This window comes from Sphingomonas jatrophae (assembly GCF_900113315.1).
Lineage (GTDB): Bacteria > Pseudomonadota > Alphaproteobacteria > Sphingomonadales > Sphingomonadaceae > Sphingomonas_P > Sphingomonas_P jatrophae.
In genome coordinates, this window is record NZ_FOZG01000001.1 from 1,248,521 (window position 1) to 1,270,221 (window position 21,701).

21 protein-coding genes and 1 pseudogene are annotated in these 21,701 nt (G+C 67.4%); 11 read left to right on the forward strand and 11 right to left on the reverse strand.

The genetic code is table 11. From position 1 onward, the window contains the following. Positions 1–3: 3 nt before the first annotated feature. Together BM360_RS05900 and BM360_RS05905 are read right to left on the reverse strand one after the other, a co-directional pair. Positions 4–546: a biliverdin-producing heme oxygenase gene (locus BM360_RS05900; RefSeq protein ID WP_165611214.1), complete on the reverse strand. Its 543-nt coding sequence runs from the start codon at positions 544–546 to the stop codon at positions 4–6. Then, complete coding sequence (locus BM360_RS05905; RefSeq protein ID WP_093312206.1) at positions 543–3,125, reverse strand: histidine kinase dimerization/phosphoacceptor domain -containing protein; 2,583 nt, start codon at positions 3,123–3,125, stop codon at positions 543–545. The genes BM360_RS05900 and BM360_RS05905 overlap by 4 nt, the downstream gene beginning before the upstream one ends. Positions 3,126–3,313: 188 nt before the next feature. Here BM360_RS05905 and BM360_RS05910 point away from each other — a divergent pair, with 188 nt between their 5' ends. The 5 genes and pseudogenes from BM360_RS05910 to BM360_RS20100 all read left to right on the forward strand — a co-directional run. Beyond that, on the forward strand, positions 3,314–4,243 hold the full coding sequence (locus tag BM360_RS05910) for an NAD(P)H-dependent flavin oxidoreductase (protein WP_093312209.1): 930 nt from the start codon (positions 3,314–3,316) through the stop codon (positions 4,241–4,243). A gap of 80 nt (positions 4,244–4,323) precedes the next feature. Beyond that, positions 4,324–6,600, forward strand: coding sequence for an FdhF/YdeP family oxidoreductase (locus BM360_RS05915; RefSeq protein ID WP_093312213.1), 2,277 nt, complete (start codon positions 4,324–4,326; stop codon positions 6,598–6,600). A 251-nt stretch (positions 6,601–6,851) separates the two neighbouring features. Continuing rightward, positions 6,852–7,643 (forward strand): SPFH domain-containing protein, encoded by a 792-nt coding sequence (locus tag BM360_RS05920; RefSeq protein ID WP_131819191.1) that lies wholly within the window; start codon positions 6,852–6,854, stop codon positions 7,641–7,643. 78 nt (positions 7,644–7,721) lie between these two features. Continuing rightward, positions 7,722–8,819, forward strand: coding sequence for a redox-regulated ATPase YchF (ychF, locus tag BM360_RS05925; RefSeq protein WP_093312219.1), 1,098 nt, complete (start codon positions 7,722–7,724; stop codon positions 8,817–8,819). Beyond that, positions 8,812–9,414 (forward strand): annotated as a pseudogene (locus BM360_RS20100) (gamma-glutamylcyclotransferase); the annotation flags it as partial. The gene ychF and the pseudogene BM360_RS20100, both read left to right, overlap by 8 nt. Positions 9,415–9,625: 211 nt before the next feature. Here BM360_RS20100 and BM360_RS05935 read toward each other — a convergent pair. From BM360_RS05935 to petA, 6 genes are all read right to left on the reverse strand, one after another. Next, positions 9,626–10,069, reverse strand: coding sequence for a hypothetical protein (locus tag BM360_RS05935; protein ID WP_093312222.1), 444 nt, complete (start codon positions 10,067–10,069; stop codon positions 9,626–9,628). Then, positions 10,066–10,602, reverse strand: coding sequence for an adenine phosphoribosyltransferase (locus tag BM360_RS05940; protein WP_093312224.1), 537 nt, complete (start codon positions 10,600–10,602; stop codon positions 10,066–10,068). Before BM360_RS05940 ends, BM360_RS05935 begins: the two co-directional genes overlap by 4 nt. Then, on the reverse strand, positions 10,599–11,462 hold the full coding sequence (mtnP, locus tag BM360_RS05945) for an S-methyl-5'-thioadenosine phosphorylase (protein WP_242653334.1): 864 nt from the start codon (positions 11,460–11,462) through the stop codon (positions 10,599–10,601). Before mtnP ends, BM360_RS05940 begins: the two co-directional genes overlap by 4 nt. A 109-nt stretch (positions 11,463–11,571) precedes the next feature. After that, a complete protein-coding gene (locus BM360_RS05950) occupies positions 11,572–12,456 on the reverse strand; it encodes a cytochrome c1 (RefSeq protein WP_093313806.1) in 885 nt (294 codons plus the stop codon). Positions 12,457–12,478: 22 nt separating this feature from the next. Beyond that, positions 12,479–13,807, reverse strand: a complete 1,329-nt coding sequence (locus tag BM360_RS05955; protein ID WP_093312227.1) for a cytochrome b — start codon at positions 13,805–13,807, stop codon at positions 12,479–12,481. 10 nt (positions 13,808–13,817) lie between these two features. After that, complete coding sequence (petA, locus tag BM360_RS05960) at positions 13,818–14,393, reverse strand: ubiquinol-cytochrome c reductase iron-sulfur subunit (RefSeq protein WP_093312230.1); 576 nt, start codon at positions 14,391–14,393, stop codon at positions 13,818–13,820. 244 nt (positions 14,394–14,637) lie between these two features. Between petA and BM360_RS05965 the strand changes: the two genes are divergently transcribed. The 3 genes from BM360_RS05965 to BM360_RS05975 are packed head-to-tail and all read left to right on the forward strand — an operon-like array spanning position 14,638 to position 16,579. Then, positions 14,638–15,087 (forward strand): tRNA (cytidine(34)-2'-O)-methyltransferase, encoded by a 450-nt coding sequence (locus BM360_RS05965; RefSeq protein WP_093312232.1) that lies wholly within the window; start codon positions 14,638–14,640, stop codon positions 15,085–15,087. A gap of 48 nt (positions 15,088–15,135) precedes the next feature. Beyond that, positions 15,136–15,978: an oxygen-dependent coproporphyrinogen oxidase gene (gene hemF / locus BM360_RS05970; RefSeq protein WP_093312235.1), complete on the forward strand. Its 843-nt coding sequence runs from the start codon at positions 15,136–15,138 to the stop codon at positions 15,976–15,978. Between the two features lies 1 nt (position 15,979). Next, positions 15,980–16,579, forward strand: coding sequence for a GNAT family N-acetyltransferase (locus BM360_RS05975; protein WP_093312238.1), 600 nt, complete (start codon positions 15,980–15,982; stop codon positions 16,577–16,579). On the opposite strand, the gene BM360_RS05980 is transcribed toward BM360_RS05975, so the two are convergent. Beyond that, positions 16,576–17,361 (reverse strand): hypothetical protein, encoded by a 786-nt coding sequence (locus BM360_RS05980; RefSeq protein ID WP_093312242.1) that lies wholly within the window; start codon positions 17,359–17,361, stop codon positions 16,576–16,578. The two genes, BM360_RS05975 and BM360_RS05980, sit on opposite strands and share 4 nt — an antisense overlap. 105 nt (positions 17,362–17,466) lie before the next feature. Between BM360_RS05980 and lipB the strand changes: the two genes are divergently transcribed. From lipB to BM360_RS05995, 3 genes are all read left to right on the forward strand, one after another. Beyond that, a complete protein-coding gene (gene lipB, locus BM360_RS05985; RefSeq protein WP_093312244.1) occupies positions 17,467–18,162 on the forward strand; it encodes a lipoyl(octanoyl) transferase LipB in 696 nt (231 codons plus the stop codon). 86 nt (positions 18,163–18,248) lie between these two features. Beyond that, positions 18,249–18,545, forward strand: coding sequence for a hypothetical protein (locus tag BM360_RS05990; protein ID WP_093312247.1), 297 nt, complete (start codon positions 18,249–18,251; stop codon positions 18,543–18,545). A 347-nt stretch (positions 18,546–18,892) separates the two neighbouring features. Beyond that, a complete protein-coding gene (locus tag BM360_RS05995) occupies positions 18,893–19,408 on the forward strand; it encodes a hypothetical protein (protein ID WP_242653335.1) in 516 nt (171 codons plus the stop codon). A gap of 54 nt (positions 19,409–19,462) precedes the next feature. Here BM360_RS05995 and BM360_RS06000 read toward each other — a convergent pair whose 3' ends face one another. Both BM360_RS06000 and BM360_RS06005 read right to left on the reverse strand, forming a co-directional pair. Then, the gene (locus BM360_RS06000; RefSeq protein ID WP_207544533.1) at positions 19,463–20,458 is read right to left on the reverse strand and encodes an SDR family oxidoreductase; all 996 of its coding nucleotides are present in this window, start codon (positions 20,456–20,458) and stop codon (positions 19,463–19,465) included. 171 nt (positions 20,459–20,629) lie between these two features. Further along, positions 20,630–21,682: a zinc-dependent alcohol dehydrogenase gene (locus tag BM360_RS06005; RefSeq protein ID WP_093312257.1), complete on the reverse strand. Its 1,053-nt coding sequence runs from the start codon at positions 21,680–21,682 to the stop codon at positions 20,630–20,632. Positions 21,683–21,701: the final 19 nt, after the last annotated feature.

Genomic DNA, 21,701 nt, shown 5'->3' on the forward strand with positions numbered 1-21,701 from the left:
AGATCAGGCCTTCAGCCACTCCGCCAGTAGACGGAACGTGTCGCGCGCCGCTGCGACGATCGCATCGCCCTCCGCCTCATGCGCGTCGAGCATGCGGCGCATGTCCTGCCACATCGCCCCGGTGCGAGCGCCATAAGGATGGAAGAAGCCCGTTGGTGCGTCGGCGCCGAACCGCTCGCGCACGGTGCGGGCGATCAGCTGGCCACCCATCGTCGCCCCCTCGCTGACGTAGAGCGCCCCCAGCGCCTGCTCGCGCGTCAGCGGTGCGGCGGCGGGTTGGCAGAGCGGCAAGATGTCTGGCCGCGTCTGCCCGAGCGCGGCAAGATCCGCGGCCAGGGCTGGCAACTTCGTTCGGCCTTCCAGCGCCTCAGCGCCGAGAGCCTCGATCAGCCGCGGCTCGCGTGCAGCATGATACCCCCACCAGCGCTCGATCAGCTGGCGATAGCCGGCCGGCGTGGCGATTCGGCTTTCCCAATCGACCGCGCCTTCGGCGTCATCGTGCAGATCGCGGGTCGCTTCGCGCAGGCGCAGCGCGAGGCCGCTCAAACCCGCACCGTGAAGCACGCCCCGCTCGGCTCCGCCGAGCCGACCTCAAGACGCGCATCGATCTGCTGCAGCATAGCGCGAATGATGCGCATGCCGAGGCCGCCGCCGGTCTTCTGCTCGGCGCGGCTCTCCCACCCGTCCGGCAGGCCGCGGCCATTGTCGCAGACGCGCATCATGAGCCCCGGACCTTCCGGCGAGACGGACACGTCGACCCGGCCCGCTTCGCCCGGCGAATAAGCGTATTTGAGTGCGTTGGTGACGAGTTCGGTCGCGATGAGCGACAGCGCCACCGCCGTCTGGCTGGACACCATCACCGGGTGATCGGCGTGGACGGCGACGGCAAGCCCCTCCCCCGCCATCCCGGCAAGCAGATCGTTGCACAGCTGGCGCAGCGTCTCACCGACATCGACGCTCTCCATGTCTTCGGTCTGCTGGAGGCTGTCATGGACGCGCGCCACGCTCATGACGCGGGCATAGGTTTCCTCGAGCGCCGCACGGGCGGTCGGCTCCTCCACCTTGCGCGCCTGCATCAGCATGACTGCGGCGACGATCTGGAGCGAGTTCTTGACCCGGTGATCGACCTCGCGCGCCAGCACGTCCTTCTGAGTGAGGGCCTGGGTCAGCTCGGCCTGCTGCTCGGTCAGAACCTGGATGCGGCGGTTCTGGCGCAGGATCACGCCCTCGATCCCGCTGGCGAAGGCGGCAGCCGCGCTCAATTGCCACGGCTCCCAGGGATCGGACCGGCCGCGCCGTTCCTCCACCCACCGCTCGAACGAGCGACGCGGCAGCACCACCTGCGCGGCGGCATCGCCCAGCACCGGCTTGTTCGGATCACCGCCCCACGCGATCGTACCCGCCACCTCGCGGCGGAACCAGATCAGCAGGTGACGCCGATCGGCATCGATCGCCGCCGCGAGTAGGCCGCTCGCCACCTCGCGCCACGCTTCGGCCTCGGGGAACAGCTCCGGCAAGGCATCCGTGGCGAAGCTGGCGTCGCTTGCCAGCGGACCGCGCCGCAACCAGTCGGCCAGCGCGAGCACGGCCGCCTCGGACGGCGTGCCGCCGACTGCGCGCACCTCTCCGTCGCGCACCACGGCCGCGCCGTCGGCGACGAACAGGCCGACGAGCGTCCGTTCCTCGGTCAGGATGGCGTCGACATAATCGTCCGAGCTGGCCATCTGCTCGAACAGCTTCTGCTGCGTGGCGAGATGCTGCTGCCGCGCGTCCCACGCGGCGCGGCTTTCCAGCTCATGGACGCGCAGCGCAAAGCCCTGCGTCACCAGCGTCGCCAGCGCGCGCGTTTCCGGCTCGACATAGCGGGGGCGCCGGTGATGACCGATGACGAGGCCCCACAACTTTCCCTCGACCACGATCGAGACGGACATGGAGCCGTTGACGCCGAGATTCCGCTGATATTCGAGGTGCACCGGCGACAGCGCGCGGGACTGCGCAAAACTCAGATCCACAGGCCCGTTGCCTGCCTCCGGATCAGCGAGGAGCGGTGCCGGGCTGGCATCGCGATCGACGACGAAACGCGCGGGCGCGCGGGTGTAGAGCGCCCGTGCCTGCGCCGGAATGTCCGACGCGGGGAAACGCAGCCCCTCCAGCCGGTCGCCCCAATCCTCGGCAACCGATTCGGTGATCGCCTCGCCGTTCCAATCCTCGTCGAAGCGGTAGACCAGAACGCGGTCGAAGCCGGTCATGGCGCGCACTTCCTCGACGCACGCGACGGCGGCTGACACGAGATCAGGCGCGTCGCGCATCCGGGCGATGGCATCCTGCGCCTGAAGCGGCGTGGCCGCACCGAAATCCTCGGGCCGGTCGGGCAGCAGCTCCAGCTCGATCACCAGCCGACCGCCATGGCAATGCGCGGTCAGCTCATAGCGTGCCTCGCCCAACGCCACGCGCCCCCGCAGCGGCCGCGTCGGATCCTGCTTGTCGTCGGCGGCGGCAAACATCCGCAGCCGCTCGACGACATCCGCCGGCATGAGGTCGCGGACGTGGCAGCCGAGCAGCGCCGTCTTGGCCCGTCCGAACGGCTCGCCCGCATTGTCACTGCAGACTTCGACGATCAGGCTCTGGGGATTGAGCGCCAGCATCGCGGCATGCGGCTGCACCGCACCGGGCACATGGATCGGCTCACGCTCGCAGATTGATGGATCGATCGGCTCGGCCCGAAGCCGCCGATCGACCGCCTCGGCCGCCAGCATCATCGAGCGCTGACGCGTCGGCGGCAGCACGCCGAGCGGGCGGATGTCGATCCGGTAGCGGCCGGGCGCATCGCCGTCCCGCATCGCCACCTCTGCGCGCACTGGCTGCGGATCGCAGCCGAAGACGAACTCGAAATCGGCAGCGAGCCGGCCGAGCCGGACACCGGACAGGAACCGCCCGTGGAAGGCCGGCAGGTGGGTGCCCGGCGCCACGTCGCGGAACAGATCGCGCCCGATCAGCTCATCCGACGACATGCCCGCTGGCTCGCAGATCATCGAGTCGTGGCTGAGGATGCGCCCGGTGGCGTCCACCTCGAGGCGGCCGAATGGCAGGCGCGCGCAGGCCGGCTCCGGACCCACGTCAGGCATCGTCTGCTCGCTCCTCTCGTCTCCTAGCAAGCTTTTCAGCGCCTTCCGGTCGACAGAATCATAGCGTGCGCATGCGACATCGCTGCAAGCGCTACCGTTCCGGCGGCAAATAGGCAATTCCCGACTGTGCGTTTGCGCGCTCTGGCACCGGCACCGGGCTGGTTCTAAGGCGATGGTCGGAGGACCCGATGACGCTGCTCGATCCGCTTGCTCGCCTGCCGCTGCCCGTAATCGGCGCACCGATGTTCATCATTTCGCAGCCGGAGCTGGTGCTCGCCCAGTGCCGCAGCGGCATGGTCGGCTCGTTCCCGTCGCTCAATGCACGCCCATCGGGCATGCTCGAGCAGTGGCTGCAACGGCTGAATGACGAGCTGACGCCGAATGATGCCCCGTTCGCGGTCAACCTGATCGTCCACCGCACCAATGCGCGGCTGGAGGAAGACCTCGCCCTCTGCGTCAAATATCGCGTGCCGATCATCATAACCTCGCTCGGCGCGCGGCCGGAGGTGAATGACGCGATCCATTCCTATGGCGGCATCGTGCTGCACGACGTGATCGACAACGTCTTCGCCCACAAGGCGATCGACAAGGGCGCCGACGGCCTGATCGCGGTGGCGGCGGGCGCCGGCGGCCATGCCGGCACGCTCTCGCCCTTCGCACTGGTTCAGGAGATCCGCGCCTGGTTCGACGGCCCGCTGGCTTTGTCCGGCGCAATCGCCAGCGGGGCGTCGATCGCCGCGGCGCAGGCGATGGGCGCGGATCTGGCCTATATCGGCTCCGCCTTCATCGCGACGGAGGAGGCGAATGCAGACCCTGCCTACAAGGCGATGGTGACGCAGCATGCCGCGGCGGACATCGTTTATTCCAACCTGTTCACCGGTATCTACGGCAATTACCTGAAGCCCAGCATCGCCGCCGCCGGGCTCGACCCGGACAAGCTGGCCGGTGCCGATCCGACCGCAATGGATTTCGGCGACGGCCTGGCCAAGGCGTGGCGGGATATCTGGGGCTGCGGCCAGGGGATCGGCGCGGTCAGCGAGGTCGTGCCCGCGGCGACGCTGGTCGACCGGCTGAAGCGCGAATATCGCGCCACGCTGGATCGGCTGCGCACGCTGTAACCTGCTCGGGTGACAGCAGTTTCACGGAACGGCGGCTCCCGCGAAGGGTTCGGTCGGTTCAAGGCGAGAGGATTGCCGCAATGGCCGACGAGAAAGATACCGTCCACTATACCGGGTCGGAGGGCGGTTGGGGTTCGCTGCGCGGCATCACCGAGACCGCGCTTCGCGAACGGCCCTCGCCCGGTGCGCTGAACACGCTGCGGCGGCAGAACAAGGTCAAAGGCTTCATGTGCGTGTCCTGCGCATGGACCAAGCCTGCCGAGCCGCACGCCTTCGAATTTTGCGAAAACGGCGCCAAGGCAACCCTGTGGGAGCTGACCAGCCGCCGCGCCACGCCCGATTTCTTTGCCAATCACACGCTGGCCGAGCTGAAGGGCTGGACCGACCATCAGCTGGAGCAGACCGGCCGCCTGACGCACCCGATGCGCTACGACCGGCCGAGCGACAAATATGTGCCCTGCACTTGGGATGAGGCGTTCGCCGCGATCGGCAGCGAGCTGAAGGCGATCGATCCCAGCACATCCGTCTTCTACGCCTCCGGCCGCGCGAGCCTCGAGACGAGCTATCTTTATGCGCTGTTCGCCAGGCTCTACGGGCACAACAACCTGCCCGACAGCTCCAACATGTGCCATGAGACGACCTCGGTCGCGCTGAAAGGCTCGATCGGGTCACCCGTCGGCACCAGCGTGCTGGCCGATTTCCACCTGTGCGACGCCATCTTCTTCTTCGGCCAGAACCCCGGCACCAACTCGCCCCGTCTGCTCCATCCGCTTCAGGAAGCAGTGCAGCGCGGCTGCAAGATCGTCACGTTCAATCCGGTGCGGGAGAAGGGGCTGGAGACCTTCAAGAACCCGCAGAGCCCGGTTGAGATGCTGACGCCCAAGTCGACGCAGATCTCGACGCTCTACCTCCAGGTGAAGACGGGCGGCGACATCGCGGCGATCACCGGCATGATCAAGCATGTCCTCGCCCGCGAGGAGGCCTTGTGGGCGCGCGACAAGCGCCACGTGCTCGATGTGGACTTCATCGAGCAGCACACCACCGGCTTCGACGAGCTGAAGGCGAAGGTCGATGCGACCAGCTGGGCCGAGATCGAGCGCGAAAGCGGCCTTGCCCGCGCCGATATCGAGGCGGCGGCGGACATCTATTGCGACGCGGATCGCGCCATCGCGATGTACGGCATGGGGCTGACCCAGCATGTCGGCGGCGCGCGCAACATCAAGGCGCTGGTCAATCTCTGGCTGCTGCGCGGCAATATCGGCCGAGACGGCACCGGCGTGTCGCCCGTGCGCGGGCACAGCAACGTGCAGGGGCAGCGCACCGTCGGCATCTCTGAAAAGCCGGAGCTGGTGCCGCTCGACAAGCTGGCCGAGCAGTTCGGGTTCGAGCCGCCGCGCGACGAAGGCATGAACACCGTCAAGGCGTGCGAGAGGATCCTGACCGGTGAGGTCAAGGCGTTCATCGGCCTGGGCGGCAACTTCGTCCGCGCCATTCCCGAGCGCGACAAGATGGAAGCGGCATGGACGCGGCTGCGCCTCACCGTCCAGATCGCCACCAAGCTGAACCGCAGCCACCTGATCAACGGCGAGGTCGCCTATCTCCTCCCCTGCCTCGGCCGGTCGGAGGAGGACATGCAGGTGTCCGGGCGGCAGGCGGTGACGATGGAGGATTCGCTCTCCTGCATCCACGGCTCGATCGGCCGCAACACGCCCGCCTCGAAGCAGCTGCTGTCAGAGGTGGCGATCGTTGCCGGCATGGCGCGTGCCACGCTGCCGGAGAACCCGAAGGTGAAATGGGAGGAATGGACCGCCGACTATTCCAAGATCCGCAGCCTGATCGCGGAAACCTATCCCGAGCAGTTTCACGACTTCAACGACCGCGTCTTCACCCCCGGCGGCTTCTATCGGGGCAATTCGGCACGTGAGCGCGTGTGGAAGACCAAGAGCGGCAAGGCGCAGTTCACCGTACCCACCGCGCTCAACTCGATGGGCGTCGGTGAGGCGGAGGGTCGCTACCGCCTCATGACGATGCGCTCCAACGATCAGTTCAACACCACCATCTACGGCTATTCCGACCGCCTGCGCGGCATCGAGGGCACGCGGGACGTGCTGCTGATGAACCCGGAGGATATCAAAGCGGCCGGACTGCGGGCCGGCCAGGTCGTCGGTCTCGCCAGCGACGCAGAGGATGGCGAGGATCGGCAGGTCGGCGGCCTGACGGTCACGCCCTTCCTGCTGCCGCGCGGCTGCCTCGGCGCCTACTATCCGGAGATGAACCCGCTGATGCCGCTCTGGTATCATGACGAGGAGTCGCACACGCCTGCAGCCAAGAGCGTGCCCGTTCGCATCGTTTCCTGAGGTCGGCGGGCCGCTTGACACGGGCGGCCCTTCGCCTGACCACAAGTTCGGGGTTCGACTCCCCGGTCCGGGTCTCTCCCGAACGCGCATCGCTGGATGCGGCAGCACAGATGGGAGTGGCCCTTCGCTGTGGTAGCACGTGCTTCAAATGCACTGGATGATCTTTCCGGCGCCGGCCTCCGGGCAGCCGTGGCGCGGCTCTGCGGGCTTCGGGCCCCCGCCGCGCTGCCGTGGCGCCGGAAAGTGACCGCATGACCGAGCTGCTCCTGATCGCCTTGGCGCTGGCGATCCTCGTGGCGGCGGCGGGGGCCTGGAGCCAGCGCCAGCACGTCACGATCTATCCCGGCAATACTGGCCTGCTCTACCGTGACGGCCGCTTCGTGCGGGAGCTGCCGCCCGGCCGCTATGGCTGGTGGAACATGGGCACCCGCTCGCGCGTGCTCACCGTCCCGACATTGCCGCTGCCTGTGACCGTGCCCGAGATGAGCGTGCTCTCGCGCGACCAGTTCGCCTTCCGATTGGTGCTAGTCCCGGTCGTGGCGGTGCAGGACGCTCGCCTGTTCGCCGAATCGCAGCCGATTGCGGCGCCGCCAGCACACCTGCCAGAACTCCCGCTGTCTGCCGCCCACCCGGCGCTGCGTCCGCTTCTCGCTGCGGCGGCCCTGGAGGAGACCGGCCGGCACATGCTGGCCGACTTGATCGCCGAGCCCCAGCCGCTGGTCGAGGCGATCGCCGCGCGCCTTGCCGATGCACTGCCCGGTGCGGCGATCCCGCAGGTGCTGCTCACCGCAATCAATCTGCCGCCCGAGACGCGCAAGATGTTCACCGATGTCGCACGCGCAAAGGTGGAAGCGCAGGCGGCACTGGAACGTGCGCGCGGCGAGCAGGCCGCCTTGCGCGTGCTCGCCAATGCGGCGCGGCTCGTCACCGACAATCCGGCGCTGGCCAATCTGCGCCTCCTCCAGGCGATCGAGGCGACCAAGGGCGCGACAACGATCGTGCTGGGTGACGGCGCGCTGAAGGCGGCCGCCCGCCCGGACTGAGGCAAGCGTCCGCCGCTCTGGCCATCGGCGCCGTCAACCGGTAACGGGCGGGCCAATCCTTCCCTCCCGGAGCATCGAATGGGTTTCCGCTGCGGCATCGTCGGCCTGCCGAACGTCGGCAAATCGACTCTCTTCAACGCGCTGACGGAGACTGCCGCGGCGCAGGCGGCCAATTATCCTTTCTGCACGATCGAGCCGAATGTCGGCCAGGTTGCCGTGCCCGATCCGCGGCTGGACCGCCTGTCCGAGATCGCCAAGTCGGCGCGGGTCGTGCCTACGCAGCTCGCCTTCGTCGACATCGCCGGCCTTGTCCGCGGCGCCAGCAAGGGCGAAGGCCTCGGCAACCAGTTCCTCGCCAACATCCGCGAGACGGACGCGATCATCCACGTGCTGCGCTGCTTCGAGGGCGAGGTGACGCACGTCGAGGGCAAGGTCGATCCCATCGCCGATGCGGAGACGGTCGAGACCGAGCTGATGCTCGCCGACCTCGAAAGCCTCGAAAAGCGCGTGCCCGCACTCGCCAAGAAGGCGGCGCAGGGCGACAAGGAAGCAAAGGCTGCCGCCGGCGTGCTGGCGCAGGCGCTCGATCTTCTGCGCGACGGCAAGCCCGCCCGGCTGACCGTGCCGAAGGACGAGGATGAGGCCCGCCACTTCGAACAGGCGCAGCTCATCACCGCCAAGCCCGTCCTCTATGTCTGCAACGTCGATGAGGGTGCGGCGGCCGATGGCAATGCGCTGTCCGCCCGCGTCTTCGAAAAGGCAGCGGCCGAAGGCGCAAAGGCGGTGGTCGTCTCCGCCGCGATCGAGGCGGAGATCGCCACCATGGCGCCCGAGGACCGGCCCGACTTCCTCGCCGATCTGGGGCTGACCGAGACCGGCCTCGCCCGCGTGATCCGCGCGGGCTATGATCTGCTCCACCTGCTGACCTTCTTCACCGTTGGCCCCAAGGAAGCGCGCGCCTGGACGATCCCGGCCGGCTCCAAGGCGCCGCAGGCGGCAGGTGCGATCCACTCCGATTTCGAGCGCGGCTTCATCCGTGCCGAGACGATCGCCTATGACGATTACATCGCGACGGGCGGCGAGGCCGGTGCGCGTGAGGCCGGCAAGCTCCGCTCCGAAGGCAAGGACTATGTCGTGAAGGACGGCGACGTGCTGCTGTTCCGCTTCAATGTCTAAAGCGCGGCTGTTCAGCTACGGCACGCTGCAGCGGCCCGAGGTGCAGCAGGCGCTGTTCGGTCGTCTGCTGGACGGCGCCCCGGCGGTGCTGACAGGCTTCTCCGCCGGCACGATCCAGCTGGACGATTCCCCCGCCACTGAGCTCGGCGGGGGCGGCACTTATCCGATCCTCCGCCGCAGCCACGATCCGGCCGACCGCATCGAAGGCATGGTCTACGCGCTGAGCGAGGCGGACCTGCACGCCGCCGACGCTTACGAGACCGACGCTTACGCCCGTATCCTCGTCTCGCTCGAAGACGGCTCCACCGCCTTCGTCTATGCGCATGCGGAGGAATGGCTGGACGATCTGCGCGTGGGAGAAATCCGGCGCTTCGGCCGCTACGAAGTCGATCGCGACGAGGTGCTCGCCTTCGCCCGGGCCTACGATCCCCAGCCATTTCATCTCTCCGACGAAGCGGCGGCACGCACGCACTTCGGCCGCCTTGCCGCATCGGGCTGGCACACCTGCTCGATGGCGATGGCAATGACGGTTGAGGAGATCGATCGCACCGGCTTCCAGTCGCTCGGTGCCGGCGGCATCGACGAGCTGCGCTGGCACAAGCCCGTCTACCCCGGCGATGTGCTGAGCATGGAAACCGAGGTGCTTGAGGTCACCCCCTTCGCGCTCGCGCCCCGATATGGGCAGCTTTCGCCTGCGCAACGCGGTGCTGAACCAGCATGGGGAGCGCGTCTGCTCCTATATCGCGGGACCGATGGGGCGGCGGCGGCCGGGCTGAGCCGAGCGCGTCCTCGCTACACCCGAAGGCTCAGCCAGGCGCCAGCCGCCCCGCCGAACCTGGGCATGCCGGCAACTTGGCACCCTGCGTCCATTCGATCGTCGCCATTCCCCCGTCCGTCCAGATGTGCGCCCAATAATGCTCGCCGCTCAACAGCGATGCAGCAGGCTCGCTCGTCATCCAGCCGGGCAGCGCCGCGCCGTAGAGGAGGATCGGACGCTGCGGCTCCCCGGCGCCGATCATCCGCGCGATCAGGCCATGATCCGGTGCACGGCTGTTCCAAACCTGCTCGCCGCCGCCAATGTGCATCACCGTCACGCTCTTCGGCCGCGCGGGCGAGCTGCCGAACCAGCCAGCAGTCTCGCCGAGCGCGAAGCCAAGCCGACCGCCTGCGTCGCAGGCCGCGCCCTCCACGTGCGGTGGCTGGCATCCCGCCAGCACAAGCAGCGCGGCCAGAGGCGTGAGACGCTTCAATCCCCGTCGAACGCCATCAGGCTGCGCGCCGGCACCCCGTCGGCGGCCAGCGCCTCTCCGCCGCCGAGATCGGGCAGGTCGATCACGAACGCCGCCGCCGCCACCTCGCCGCCTGCCAGCCGGATCAGCCGCGCGGCCGCAAGCGCGGTGCCGCCGGTCGCCAGCAGATCGTCCACCAGCAACACGCGTTGGCCGGGGATCACCGCATCCTCATGCATGGCGATGCGATCGCTGCCATATTCGAGCGCATAGTCGACCGCGACGGTCGCGCCCGGCAGCTTGCCGTCCTTGCGGATCAGGACGAGGCCGACACCCAGCCGTGCGGCGACAGCCGCCCCGAAGATGAAGCCCCGCGCCTCGATCCCGGCGACGAGATCGATTCCCTCGGGTGCGAGCGCCGTCAGCCGCTCAACCGTCTGTGCGAGGCCCCATGGGTCCAGCAGAAGCGTGGTGATGTCGCGAAACTGGATGCCCGGCTTCGGAAAGTCGGGGATGGTGCGCACCAGTGCGCGCAAGTCTTGATTGTCGCTCATCCAAAACGCTCCTGGTTCAACAGGGCCAGCCGTGCGCGGCTCGCATCCGGCCACGCATCCCGCGCCGTGATCACCGCATCGGTCAGCGCGTGGCGACACCCCTCGCCGCACGTCGCGCCTGAAGGCGTGGCCACCACTGCGGCGACGAGCGCCTGCGCGGTGCCGGCATTCGCCGCAAGCACGCGAACGATGTCGTCCGTGGAGACGGACGCGTCCGACCAGGCATCGTAATCCGTCACCATCGCCACGCTGGCGTAGCAAAGCTCCGCTTCACGGGCGAGCCGCGCCTCGGGCAGGCCGGTCATGCCAACCACATCCATGCCCCACGCCCGATGCAGCCGGCTTTCGGCGGCAGTGGAGAATTGCGGTCCCTCGATCACCAGCATCGTGCCCGATGTGGCATGAGGCACGCCCAACTGGATCAGCGCGGCCGTTGCGAGCGCACCGAGGCGGGCGCAGGTCGGCCGCGCGAAGGAGACATGGCCGACAATGCCGTCGCCGAAGAAGCTGCGCGGTTGGCGCACGGTGCGGTCGACCATCTGATCGACGACGACGAAGCTTCCGGGCGCCAGATCTTCGCGGAAGCTGCCGACAGCGGAGACGGCGAGCAGCTCGGTGCACCCCGCCGCTTTCAAGGCCGCAATGTTGGCTCTGGCGTTGATCTCGTCCGGCGCGATGCGGTGGCCGCGGCCATGGCGGGGCAGGAACACGATCTCCCGACCTGCTAGCGTTCCGAACAACAGCTGGTCGGACGGGTGACCCCACGCAGTCTCGACCGTCCGCCACGCTGCATCGGCCAGCCCGGGCATGCGGTAAAGCCCGCTGCCGCCGATGATGCCCAGCCTGCCGCTCGCCGTCACCTGTGCGCTCCTTGAGGGTGCGACTGCTGATGCGGCCGGCCCCGATCAAACGAAAAGGGCGGAGCCATCGACCGATGCCCCCGCCCCGTTCCTGTCATGTGTCGAACGCTCAGGCGTCGGTCAGGCTGGTGCGCTTGCCGTGCTTCTTCTTGTCCCGCCAGATGTTCTGGTAGGCCATGTAGGCCAGCGTCGTCGCGATCAGCAGGAAGATGATCGTCGCCACGCCCGCCCGGTGACGGCCTTCCAGCTCCGGCTCGGCCGTCCAGACGAGGAAGGCGGAGACGTCCTTGGCGTAATTCTCGACCGTCGCAGGCGTACCGTCCGTATAGGTCACCTGGCCGTTGGCGGTCAGCGGCGGCGGCATCGCGATGTTGAGGTTCGGGAAGTACGGGTTGAAGTGCAGACCTGCGGGCGGCTGGCCGTCGGCCGGCAGCGCTTCGCCATGCTCGTTCTTGTAGGTCTTCGGATCGCGATAGCCCGTCAGCAGCGAATAGACGTAGGGCGCATGGCCCTCGCGCGCCTTGGTAATCAGCGAAAGATCCGGCGGCAGCGCATTGTTGTTCGCAGCACGCGCGGCCGTCTCGTTCGCATAGGGGCTCGGCATGAAGTCCGACGGCAGCGCCTTGCGCGTCGCGGGCTCACCCGTGTCCGGATTGATCGACGGAACCTCGATCTGCCACTGGCTGGCGATCGCCTTCACCTCGGGTGCGGTGAAGCCGAGCGCTTCGAGGTGACGGAAGGCGACCAGCCGCATCGAGTGACAGGCCGCGCAAACCTCCTTGTAGACCTGGAAGCCGCGCTGCAGCTGCGCCCGGTCATACTTGCCGAGCGGGCCATCGGACGCGAGCTTCAGCTCCTTATGCTCGAGGTGGAAGCGCTGCTGCGTGCTTTCCGGCTCCGACTCGTAGGAGGCGGTGACGATCGCGAACAGCAGCGACAAGAGGAAGCCAAGGCCGACGATCGGCGCGATCAGCGGGGCGAACAGGCGGAACATCGTGTGTGTCGCTCCTTGGGCTTCAGGCGGCGGGCTGCGGCGCGGGGCCGTGGCCTGCATGGCTGGCATCGGCGACGCCGTAGGGCGCGCTCTCCTCATCTTCGCCGTGCAGCACGGACTCGGAGATGGAGCGCGGCAGCGGCAGCGGCCGCTCGATCATCGAGACGATCGGCAGGATGATCAGGAAGTGCGCGAAATAATATCCGGCGCAGATCTGGCTCGCCAGCACCGTCTTCCAGTTCGGCTCCGCCTGGCCGAGATAGCCGAGCAGGATCACGTCGACCACCAGCACCCAGAAGAACTTCTTGTAGAGCGGGCGATAGTTGGACGAGCGGACCGGCGAGCGATCGATCCACGGCAGGAAGAACAGCAGCAGGATCGAGCCGAACATCGCCAGCACGCCCCACAGCTTCGCCGGGATCCACAGGAAGTCGCCGGTGAAGGCCTTCAGGATCGCGTAGAAGGGTAGGAAGTACCATTCCGGCACGATGTGCGCGGGCGTCGAGAGCGGGTTGGCCGGGATATAGTTGTCCGGGTGGCCGAGCGCGTTCGGCATGAAAAACAGGAACAGCGAGAAGACGAGCAGCGCAACGCCGACGCCGAAGCCGTCCTTGGCCGTGTAGTAAGGATGGAACGGCACCGTATCCTGCGGGCCCTTCACGTCCACGCCGGTCGGGTTGTTCGAGCCCGGAATGTGCAGCGCCCAGATGTGCAGGATGATGCAGCCGGCGATCACGAACGGCAGAAGATAGTGGAGCGAGAAGAAGCGGTTCAGCGCATCGTTATCCGGCGCATAGCCACCGAGCAGCCAGATGCGGATCGGCTCGCCCACCACCGGAATGGCGGAGAAGAAGCCGGTGATGACCTGCGCGCCCCAGAAGCTCATCTGACCCCAGGGGAGGACGTAGCCCATGAACGCCGTCGCCATCATCAGCAGGAAGATGACCACGCCGATCAGCCACACCATTTCGCGCGGCGCCTTGTAGGAGCCGTAATAGAGGCCGCGGAAGATGTGGATGTAGACCACCGCGAGGAAGAAGCTGGCCCCGTTGGCGTGCGCGTAGCGGATGAACCAGCCCTGGTTCACGTCGCGCATGATCTTCTCGACCGAATCGAACGCGACCCCGCCGTTCGCGGCATAATGCATGCCCAGCACGACGCCCGTGACGATCTGGATCACCAGTGCCAGGCCGGCGAGCACGCCGAAGTTCCAGAAATAGTTGAGGTTACGCGGCACCGGATAGCCAGCGCCGATCGCATTGTAGACGAGGCGCGGCATCGGCAGCCGTTCGTCCAGCCAGCGCATCAGCGGGTGCTTGGGGGCGTAATGGGCGGCCCAGGGAAAGCTCATCTCTCTTACCTCAGCCGATCTGGATCACGGTGTCGGACTTGAACGCATAGTCGGGGACGACCAGGTTCTTCGGCGCGGGGCCCTGCCGGATGCGGCCTGCCTCGTCATAGGCGGAGCCGTGGCACGGGCAGAAATAGCCGTTGAACGGGCCCTTATTCTCACCCTCGCCGATGCCGAGCGGGATGCAGCCGAGGTGGGTGCAGACGCCCAGCTGAACCAGCCAGTTCTGCTTGCCCTCCTTGGTCCGCTCCGCCAGCGTCTGCGGATCGCGGAGCGACGAGGCCGGCACCTTGTTCGCCGAGGCGACTTCGGCGGGCGTCAGGTTGCGGATGAAGACCGGCTGCTTGCGCCAGCTGGTCTTGATCCCCATCCCGGATTCGATCTTGGAGATGTCCACTTCGATCGAGGCGAGCGCGAGCACGTCGGCCGACGGGTTCATCTGGTTGACCAGCGGGATCACGATCGCCGCGGCACCGACGCCGGCGAAGCTGACCGCGGCGACGTTCAGCCAGTCGCGGCGGCGCAGGCCATGTTCGGGCGGCGGCGCCTCACCCGGGGGAAGATCGGTCTGGTCGAGCGTCGCCATCAAGGAAGCCCCATTAGAAACTCATTGCACGGACGGCAGGGCGGAGCATGCCGCTCCCCCTGCCGGAGTCCGGAACGGCGGTTCGGATGTAAGAAGCCCCCGCCAAGGCCGGCTGATAGCGCTGCCGACGCGCGCTTGCCAACCCATGAATTGCCCGGTTCGCCGCGCTGCGTCATCGCGGGTTTATCGCACGAGGGCAGCGGACGGCTTTTCCGCGGCTTCGCAGGGCGCTAGCAGCATCGTCATGCGCCTCGCGCTTCATGAACCCGATATCGCCGGCAATGCCGGTACGATCCTGCGGCTGTCCGCCTGCTTCGGCGTGGGCGTCGACATCATTGAGCCCTGCGGTTTCGCTTTCTCCGACCGGGCGCTGCGGCGGGCGGGCATGGACTATGCCGATCTCGCCGAATGGCGGCGGCATGCCGATTGGGCCGCGTTTCGCGCGGCCACGCCCGGCCGGCTGGTGCTGCTGACCACCCGCGGCACGATGACGCACACCGAGGCCGAGTTCCGCGCCGACGATGTGCTGCTGCTGGGGTCCGAGAGCCGCGGTGCGCCCGACCATGTCCACGAAGCTGCCGATCTGCTCGTCCGCATCCCCCTCATGCCGGGGCGGCGCTCGCTCAACGTGGCGGTGGCGGCTGGGATCGCGCTTGGCGAGGCGCTGCGCCAGACAGGGCGCCTCCCCGCCTGAGACAATTCGTCCCGTCGACAAGCGGCCAGCCGACGATAAGGAGGGGCCATGCTCACTCTGGACACCGAACAGCAGGCCGCGCGCACCTGGTTCGAATCGCTGCGCGATCGCATCTGCGCCGCATTCGAGGCGATCGAGCGCGAAGCCGGCAGCGATGCCGCCTTCGACTTCACGCCCTGGGCGCGCGAGGGCGACGAGGATGGCGGCGGCGGCATGCGCGGCGTGATGAAGGGCCGCGTGTTCGAGAAGGTGGGCGTCAACGTCTCCACCGTCGGCGGCGCCTTTGCGCCCGATTTCGCGGGCACGATCAACGGCGCCAGCGCGGACGCACCGCACTTCTTCGCGACCGGCATCAGCCTGGTCGCGCACATGACGAACCCGCACGTGCCGGCGGTCCACATGAACACGCGCTTCCTGACCACAACCAAGCGCTGGTTCGGCGGCGGCGCGGACCTGAACCCGCCCTTGCCCTATGACGAGGATACGGCCGACTTCCACACCGCGCTCCGTACGGCGTGCGAGGCGCATGCACCGGTCGGCGACTATCCGCGCTTCAAGCAGTGGGCCGACGATTATTTCTGGATCCCCCACCGCAAGGTTCACCGCGGCGTCGGCGGCATCTTTTACGACCATCTCGACGCACCGTTCGACGAAGGTTTCGCCTTCACCCGCGCGGTGGGCGACGCGTTCCTCGCTATCTTCCCGAGGATCGTGCGGCGCCGCATGGGCCTGCCGGCCAGCGCCGCCGATGAAGCGGCAATGCTGGCGTTTCGCGGGCGTTATGCCGAGTTCAACCTCGTCTACGATCGCGGCACGCTGTTCGGCCTCAAGACCGGCGGCAATATCGACGCCATCCTGATGAGCCTGCCGCCACGTGCGACATGGGCCTGACATGGCGGGCCTGACCGCAGTCTCCAACGGTGAGGTGGCGACGATCGTGACCTCGCTGGAGATGCTCGAGCGGCCGCGTCCTCGCCCCAGGCCCGCCGCGCCGCTCCGCCTGCGGCCTTGGCCCTCCCCCACCCCGTCCAGCTACCGGGCGTTGTTCGCGCGGGTCGGCAGCCCGTGGCTGTGGTTCTCGCGGCTGGTGATGGATGATGCCGCGCTAACCGCCATCATCCATGATCCGCTGGTCCAGATCCATGCGGTGGAGGATGTCGCCGGGCTGGAGGTGGGCATGCTGGAGCTCGACTTCCGCCATTCCGGCACGTGCGAGCTATCCTATGTCGGCCTCATTCCCGAACTGGCGGGCAAGGGGCTGGGCAGCTGGCTGATGGGTCATGCGCTGGCGCTGGCCTGGCGCAAGGGGATTGATCGGGTGTGGGTGCACACCTGCACGCTCGATCACCCCGGCGCGCTCCGCTTCTATCGCCGACACGGCTTCGTGCCGTTCGCGCGCGCCATCGAGACCTTCCCCGATCCGCGGCACAGCGGCATCCTGCCGATCGACGCGGCGCCGCAGATCCCGCTTCTGCCGCTAGACAAGCGCTAGGCGGCGCCTGCAAGCCGGCGGAACAGCATGGCCTGGAACACCAGCGACACTGCCTGCAGCAATGCAACCACGATCGCCGTCACCACCGCCGTCAGCACCACGCCTGCCGCCGGCACACCCAACAAGCGCGTGACGAGCAACAGGATCGTGCCGAGACTGAACTGCAATGCCATCGTCACCAGCCCGGACGCCAGCGCATAGACCAACGCCACCCACGCGATCCCGCCCGCATGACCGCGGGTGAGCGCGAAAGCGCGGCGGAGCGGCGCCAGCACGGCCAGGGTCGGCGGCTCCGCGGCGAGCAACGGCATCAACACCGCAAACCGCACCGCCAACCAGAGCGACAGCGGCAGGAACAGCAGCATCGATGCGGTCGCCGCCTGCGCCTCGCCCCCGCGCGCGAGCACGGCCACCAGAGCGCCGACCAGCGTGGCGGCAAGCAGCGCCGCCGTCATCGCGACACCGGCCAGCAGCATCGCCACCACCGCGCCGCCCAGCCGCCGCAGGCCGGCACGGAGGGCCTCGCCGACGCTGCCGCCGGAATTGAGCACGAGCGAACTGATCGACAGCGCGCCCAGCATCAGCAGCAGGAGCACGGGCAGCAGCACGATCGCCCACGGGCCGATCGGGATCTCACGCCCAGTCGGCTCGGGCACGGCAAGACCGTAGAGCAAGGTGGCCAGCCCCACGGTCGCCAGCGCCAGCGGGAAAAGCAGCGCTGCCTCGCGCGCGACAAAGCGTCGCGTGTCCTCCCACACGTCGCCCATCGCTGCCCGCGCCATGCCTGCTCCCTGGCAAATCCTCGAAGGGGCGCCCTATCCGCTCGGCGGGGGCGCGGCAATGTCGCGCCGCTTGCGGGCAACAACGCGGCAGGCCATTTCAACAGGATGCCCCCGCTCTCCCAACCGTCATCGTCTCTGCCGACCGATCTGGAGTGGCGCGTTTCGCCAGGCCTGACGCCTTATCCGGTCGCGCTCGAGGAGATGACCGCACGGGCGGCCGCGGTGCGGGACGGCAGTGCGCGCGAGCTTGTCTGGCTGCTGGAACATCCGCCGCTCTACACCGCCGGCACCAGCGCGGTGGCGGGCGAGCTGCTCGTCCCCGATCGCTTCCCTGTCTACGCGGCGGGCCGCGGCGGGCGTTATACCTATCACGGGCCTGGTCAGCGGATCGGCTATCTCGTCATCGATTTGGCGGAGCGCGGGCGGGACGTGCGGCGCTTTGTCCATGCGATCGAAGCTTGGGTGATCGCCGCTTTGGCCGAGTTCGGCGTGCGGGCATGGGCCGAGCCCGAGCGTGTCGGCATCTGGACGAACGGTCCGCGGGGCGAAGCGAAGATCGGGGCGATCGGCGTGCGCGTGCGGCGCTGGGTCAGCTTTCACGGATTTTCGGTAAACATTGCGCCGGATCTGTCCCATTTTAACGGCATCGTCCCGTGTGGGCTCGATTTTCCCGTCACCAGCCTGGCGGAACTGGGGATACCGATCGGGCTTGAGGCGTTCGACATCGCGCTACGGCGAACCGGGCCCGCTTTTTTCGACCATCTTGGTGGCCGTTTCAGCGGCTTGCCGCAGATGGCTTGAGGGACGGAGTCTTTGAAGCTAATGTCCACCACGATTTGGGTATTAAGGGTCAACCCACTCCAAATCGGCACCTAGGGAGTCACCTCATGCGCAACCTCGTTTCCAAGCTGATGACCGGCGGCATGATCGCTGGCGCGGCCCTCCTCGTTTCCGCTTGCGGCGGCAGCGAGACCGCCAACACCGCCGACACCAACATGGCGATGGACAACATGTCCATGGAGTCCGACATGGGCACCATGAACGACGTAAGCGCCGTCGACGCGGCGGGCGCGGACGCCAACATGTCGATGGACAACTCGTCCATGGGCATGGGCATGGACAACTCGTCGATGGGCATGGACAACAGCGCCATGGCCGGCGACAACATGTCGAACGGCATGTAAGTCACTCGACATTTCGAGTTTCGGGACGGGGCTGTCCGCAGCGATGCGGGCGGCCCCTTTCTCGTTCCAATCGTTGCACCTCTTGCACGACGAAACGCCCCGACGACGAGTCGAGCCGTTAACGCGTTAGCCTGCGTCCGCTTTGCCCCCCTGCCCACGACAAGCTATTGGGACGGTTCGGGGAGACTACCATCATGCCGCTTCGCCATGTCCTGCTCGCTGCGGTTACCGCAGCTGTCACCTTCACTGCGCCGGCTTCCAGCGCCGCTGCTTCCTATCTTTTCTGGGTTCCGCCCAATTTCAGCGGCTCCGCGGTGCGTGGAGATGAGCCCGGGATTGCCCTGCCCATGCCGGGTGCGACCGACGCCGAACTGCGCTCACACCTCCTTTGGAACATGCGGGCCGGCCTCAACGTCGCGGCGCTGCAATGCCAATTTTCCCCCGCGCTCGCGACGGTGAAGAATTACAACGTCCTGCTGTCACAGCATAACGCTGAGCTGGCCGATGCCTACAAGTCGGTCAGCGGCTACTTTAAGCGGACCGGCGGCAAGAAGTGGCAGACCGCGCTCGATCAATATACGACGCGCACCTATAACGGCTTCTCGACGCTGCACGCCCAGCTCGGCTTCTGCGAGGCTGCCGGATCGATCGGCCGCGCCGCCCTGGAGCAGCCGCGTGGCAAGCTGTTCGAGGTCGCTCAAGGGCGCATGCGCGAATTTCGCAACAGCCTCGTGCCCGTGGGCGACGGCCTCTTCGTCCGCCGCCCGGCGCCCGCCCACCTGCCGCTGCCGACGCTGGCGGAGGAATGCTGGGACAAGAAGGGTGTGATGAAGAAGAAGTGCTGGAGCCTGCCGCTCAGCTGATCCGACGGTGAGGCGGGCGCCACCCGGCGCCTGCCTGCCGCCCTCTGGCTCCGGTCAGCGACGCCGAGAGGACAGCGCACCGACGGTCAGCGCGGCAGCCGCGGCCGCCAGTCCGATTAAGCCAGGCCACTTCTGCAGCTGCAAGGCAAGGCTGCTCCGTCGTACGAAGACGTTCTGGCTGCCCCGCTTTTCCCCATCGGCGCGCGGCTCGTAGAGATTGTCGCGGCGGTGTGGATCCCCGGGGTCGCCGGGCTTCTGCTGGGCCGGCGTACCGAATGCTTCCATGGCCTTGTCGGTCAGCCGGGGCGCAAGCTGCCCCATCACCGACGACAGCAGCCCGCCGCCCCCGACATAAAGCTCGCGCTTCGGATGGGCGCAGGCGAACAGCACGGCATCCGCCACGACATCGGGGTGATAGAGCGGCGGCGGCAGCCGCGGCGGCGCGTCCATGTAATTTCGCGCATGTTCGGGGAAGAGGGTGTGGATCGGGCCGGGCTTGATCAGCGTGACCGATATGCCCGCCTGTTCCCGCTCCAACTCCATGCGCAGCGCATCGGTCATGCCCTGCACCGCATGCTTGGCTGCGCAATAAGGCCCTTGCTGAAGGATCGCGCGATCGCCTAGCACTGAACCGATGTTGATGATCGCACCGCCCCGCCCGCGCAGGTGGCGCGCGGCGATCAGGCTGCCATAAAGCACGCCGAAATAGTTCACGTCGATCACGCGGCGATGATCCGCAACAGGCACCTGCTCCAGCGTGCCGTAGGTCGCCGCAGCGGCATTGTTCACCCAGCTGTCGAACCTGCCGAACGTATCGATCGCAGTCTGCGCGATGCGCTCAACGGCGGCTTCATCAGCGACGTCGGCCACACAGATGGCGGCACGCCCGCCCGCCGCCTCGATCCGCGTCTTCACCGTCGTGAGCGCCGTCTCGTTGCGCGCGGCCAGCACGACCGCGGCCCCCTGCGCGGCCGCAGCTTCCGCAATGGCAAGGCCGTTGCCGCTGGTCGCCCCGGTGACGACGATCACCTGTTCCCGGATCGGCTTCAATCGCACTGCTTCGTCTCCCGCCACGCGCCCGGCGCGATGCGCGGTTTGAACCAGCCGCCGGTCCAAATGATCCGGATCCCAGCCACATGCCCGGAGCTAGAGCACGCGGACGCGACCAATCGACGGAAGGTCGGGAGCGGCAGCGTTTAAGTTGCCATCGTAAGCGATGGGTTAGATCGTGATCGCGACAAAGACCGCACCGGTCTCATGCTTGCGCTCGGCCGTGTCGAATGCCTCGTTGATCCGATCGAGCGGGAAGCGGTGCGTGACCAGCTTCTTCACGTCGATCCGCCCCTTGGCGATCAGATCGAGCACCATGCCCTGCTCGCGGTAGATTTCGTGCATCGCGAAGCTTGCGCTCGGTACGATGCTGATCTCGCTCATCTGGATGCGCTGCCATTCGAGCGGGATGGAGGTCTCGCCCGCATCGAAGCCGCCGACGAGCACCACCTTGCCCGCGCGTCGCGCCATCTTCGTCGCCTGCGGCAGCGTCTGCGGCATCTGTTCGCCGCCGACGCATTCGAACACGATGTCCGCGCCGCGCCCGCCGGTGAATGCCTTGACGCGCTCCACCGGATCCTCGGCGGCGCTGTTCACGACCGCATCGGCGCCGACTTCGCGTGCAAGGGCCAGCGCGCTGTCCACCACATCGCAGATGATCACGTCCGCACCGCTGGCCTTGGCCAGCATCATCTGACCGAGACCGATCGGCCCCGCCCCGATCACCGCCACCTTGTCGTTGATGCCCAGCCCCGACAGATGCTGCGCATGCAGGCAGACCGAGAAGGTGTCGATCAGCGAAGCTTCCTCAAAGCTGACATGATCGGGCAGCTTGTAGAACTTCTCGGCGGGGCCGACGACATATTCGGCGTATGCGCGCGATACGTACCGGGTCCGCACGTCATACAGATGCTCGCAGATGTTATAGCGCTGGATGCGGCAATAGTCGCACACGCCGTCGCCCATCACCGTTTCGATCACCACCCGGTCGCCGGGCTTCACATTGGCGACGCCTTCGCCGACCTCGACCACCTCGCCCGCCAGTTCATGCCCCATGATGTGGCATTCCAGCTCCGGCTCATGCTTCTTCCAGTGGCGCAGATCGGTGCCGCAGATGCCCGCCACGCGCACGCGGGCCAGCACGAAATTGGAGGCAGGGATGATCGGCCGCTCGGCCTCCCTGACTTCGAACGTGCCCTCGGCGGTCTTCAGCGCGGCTTTCATGGCAACGCGGCTCCTTCGG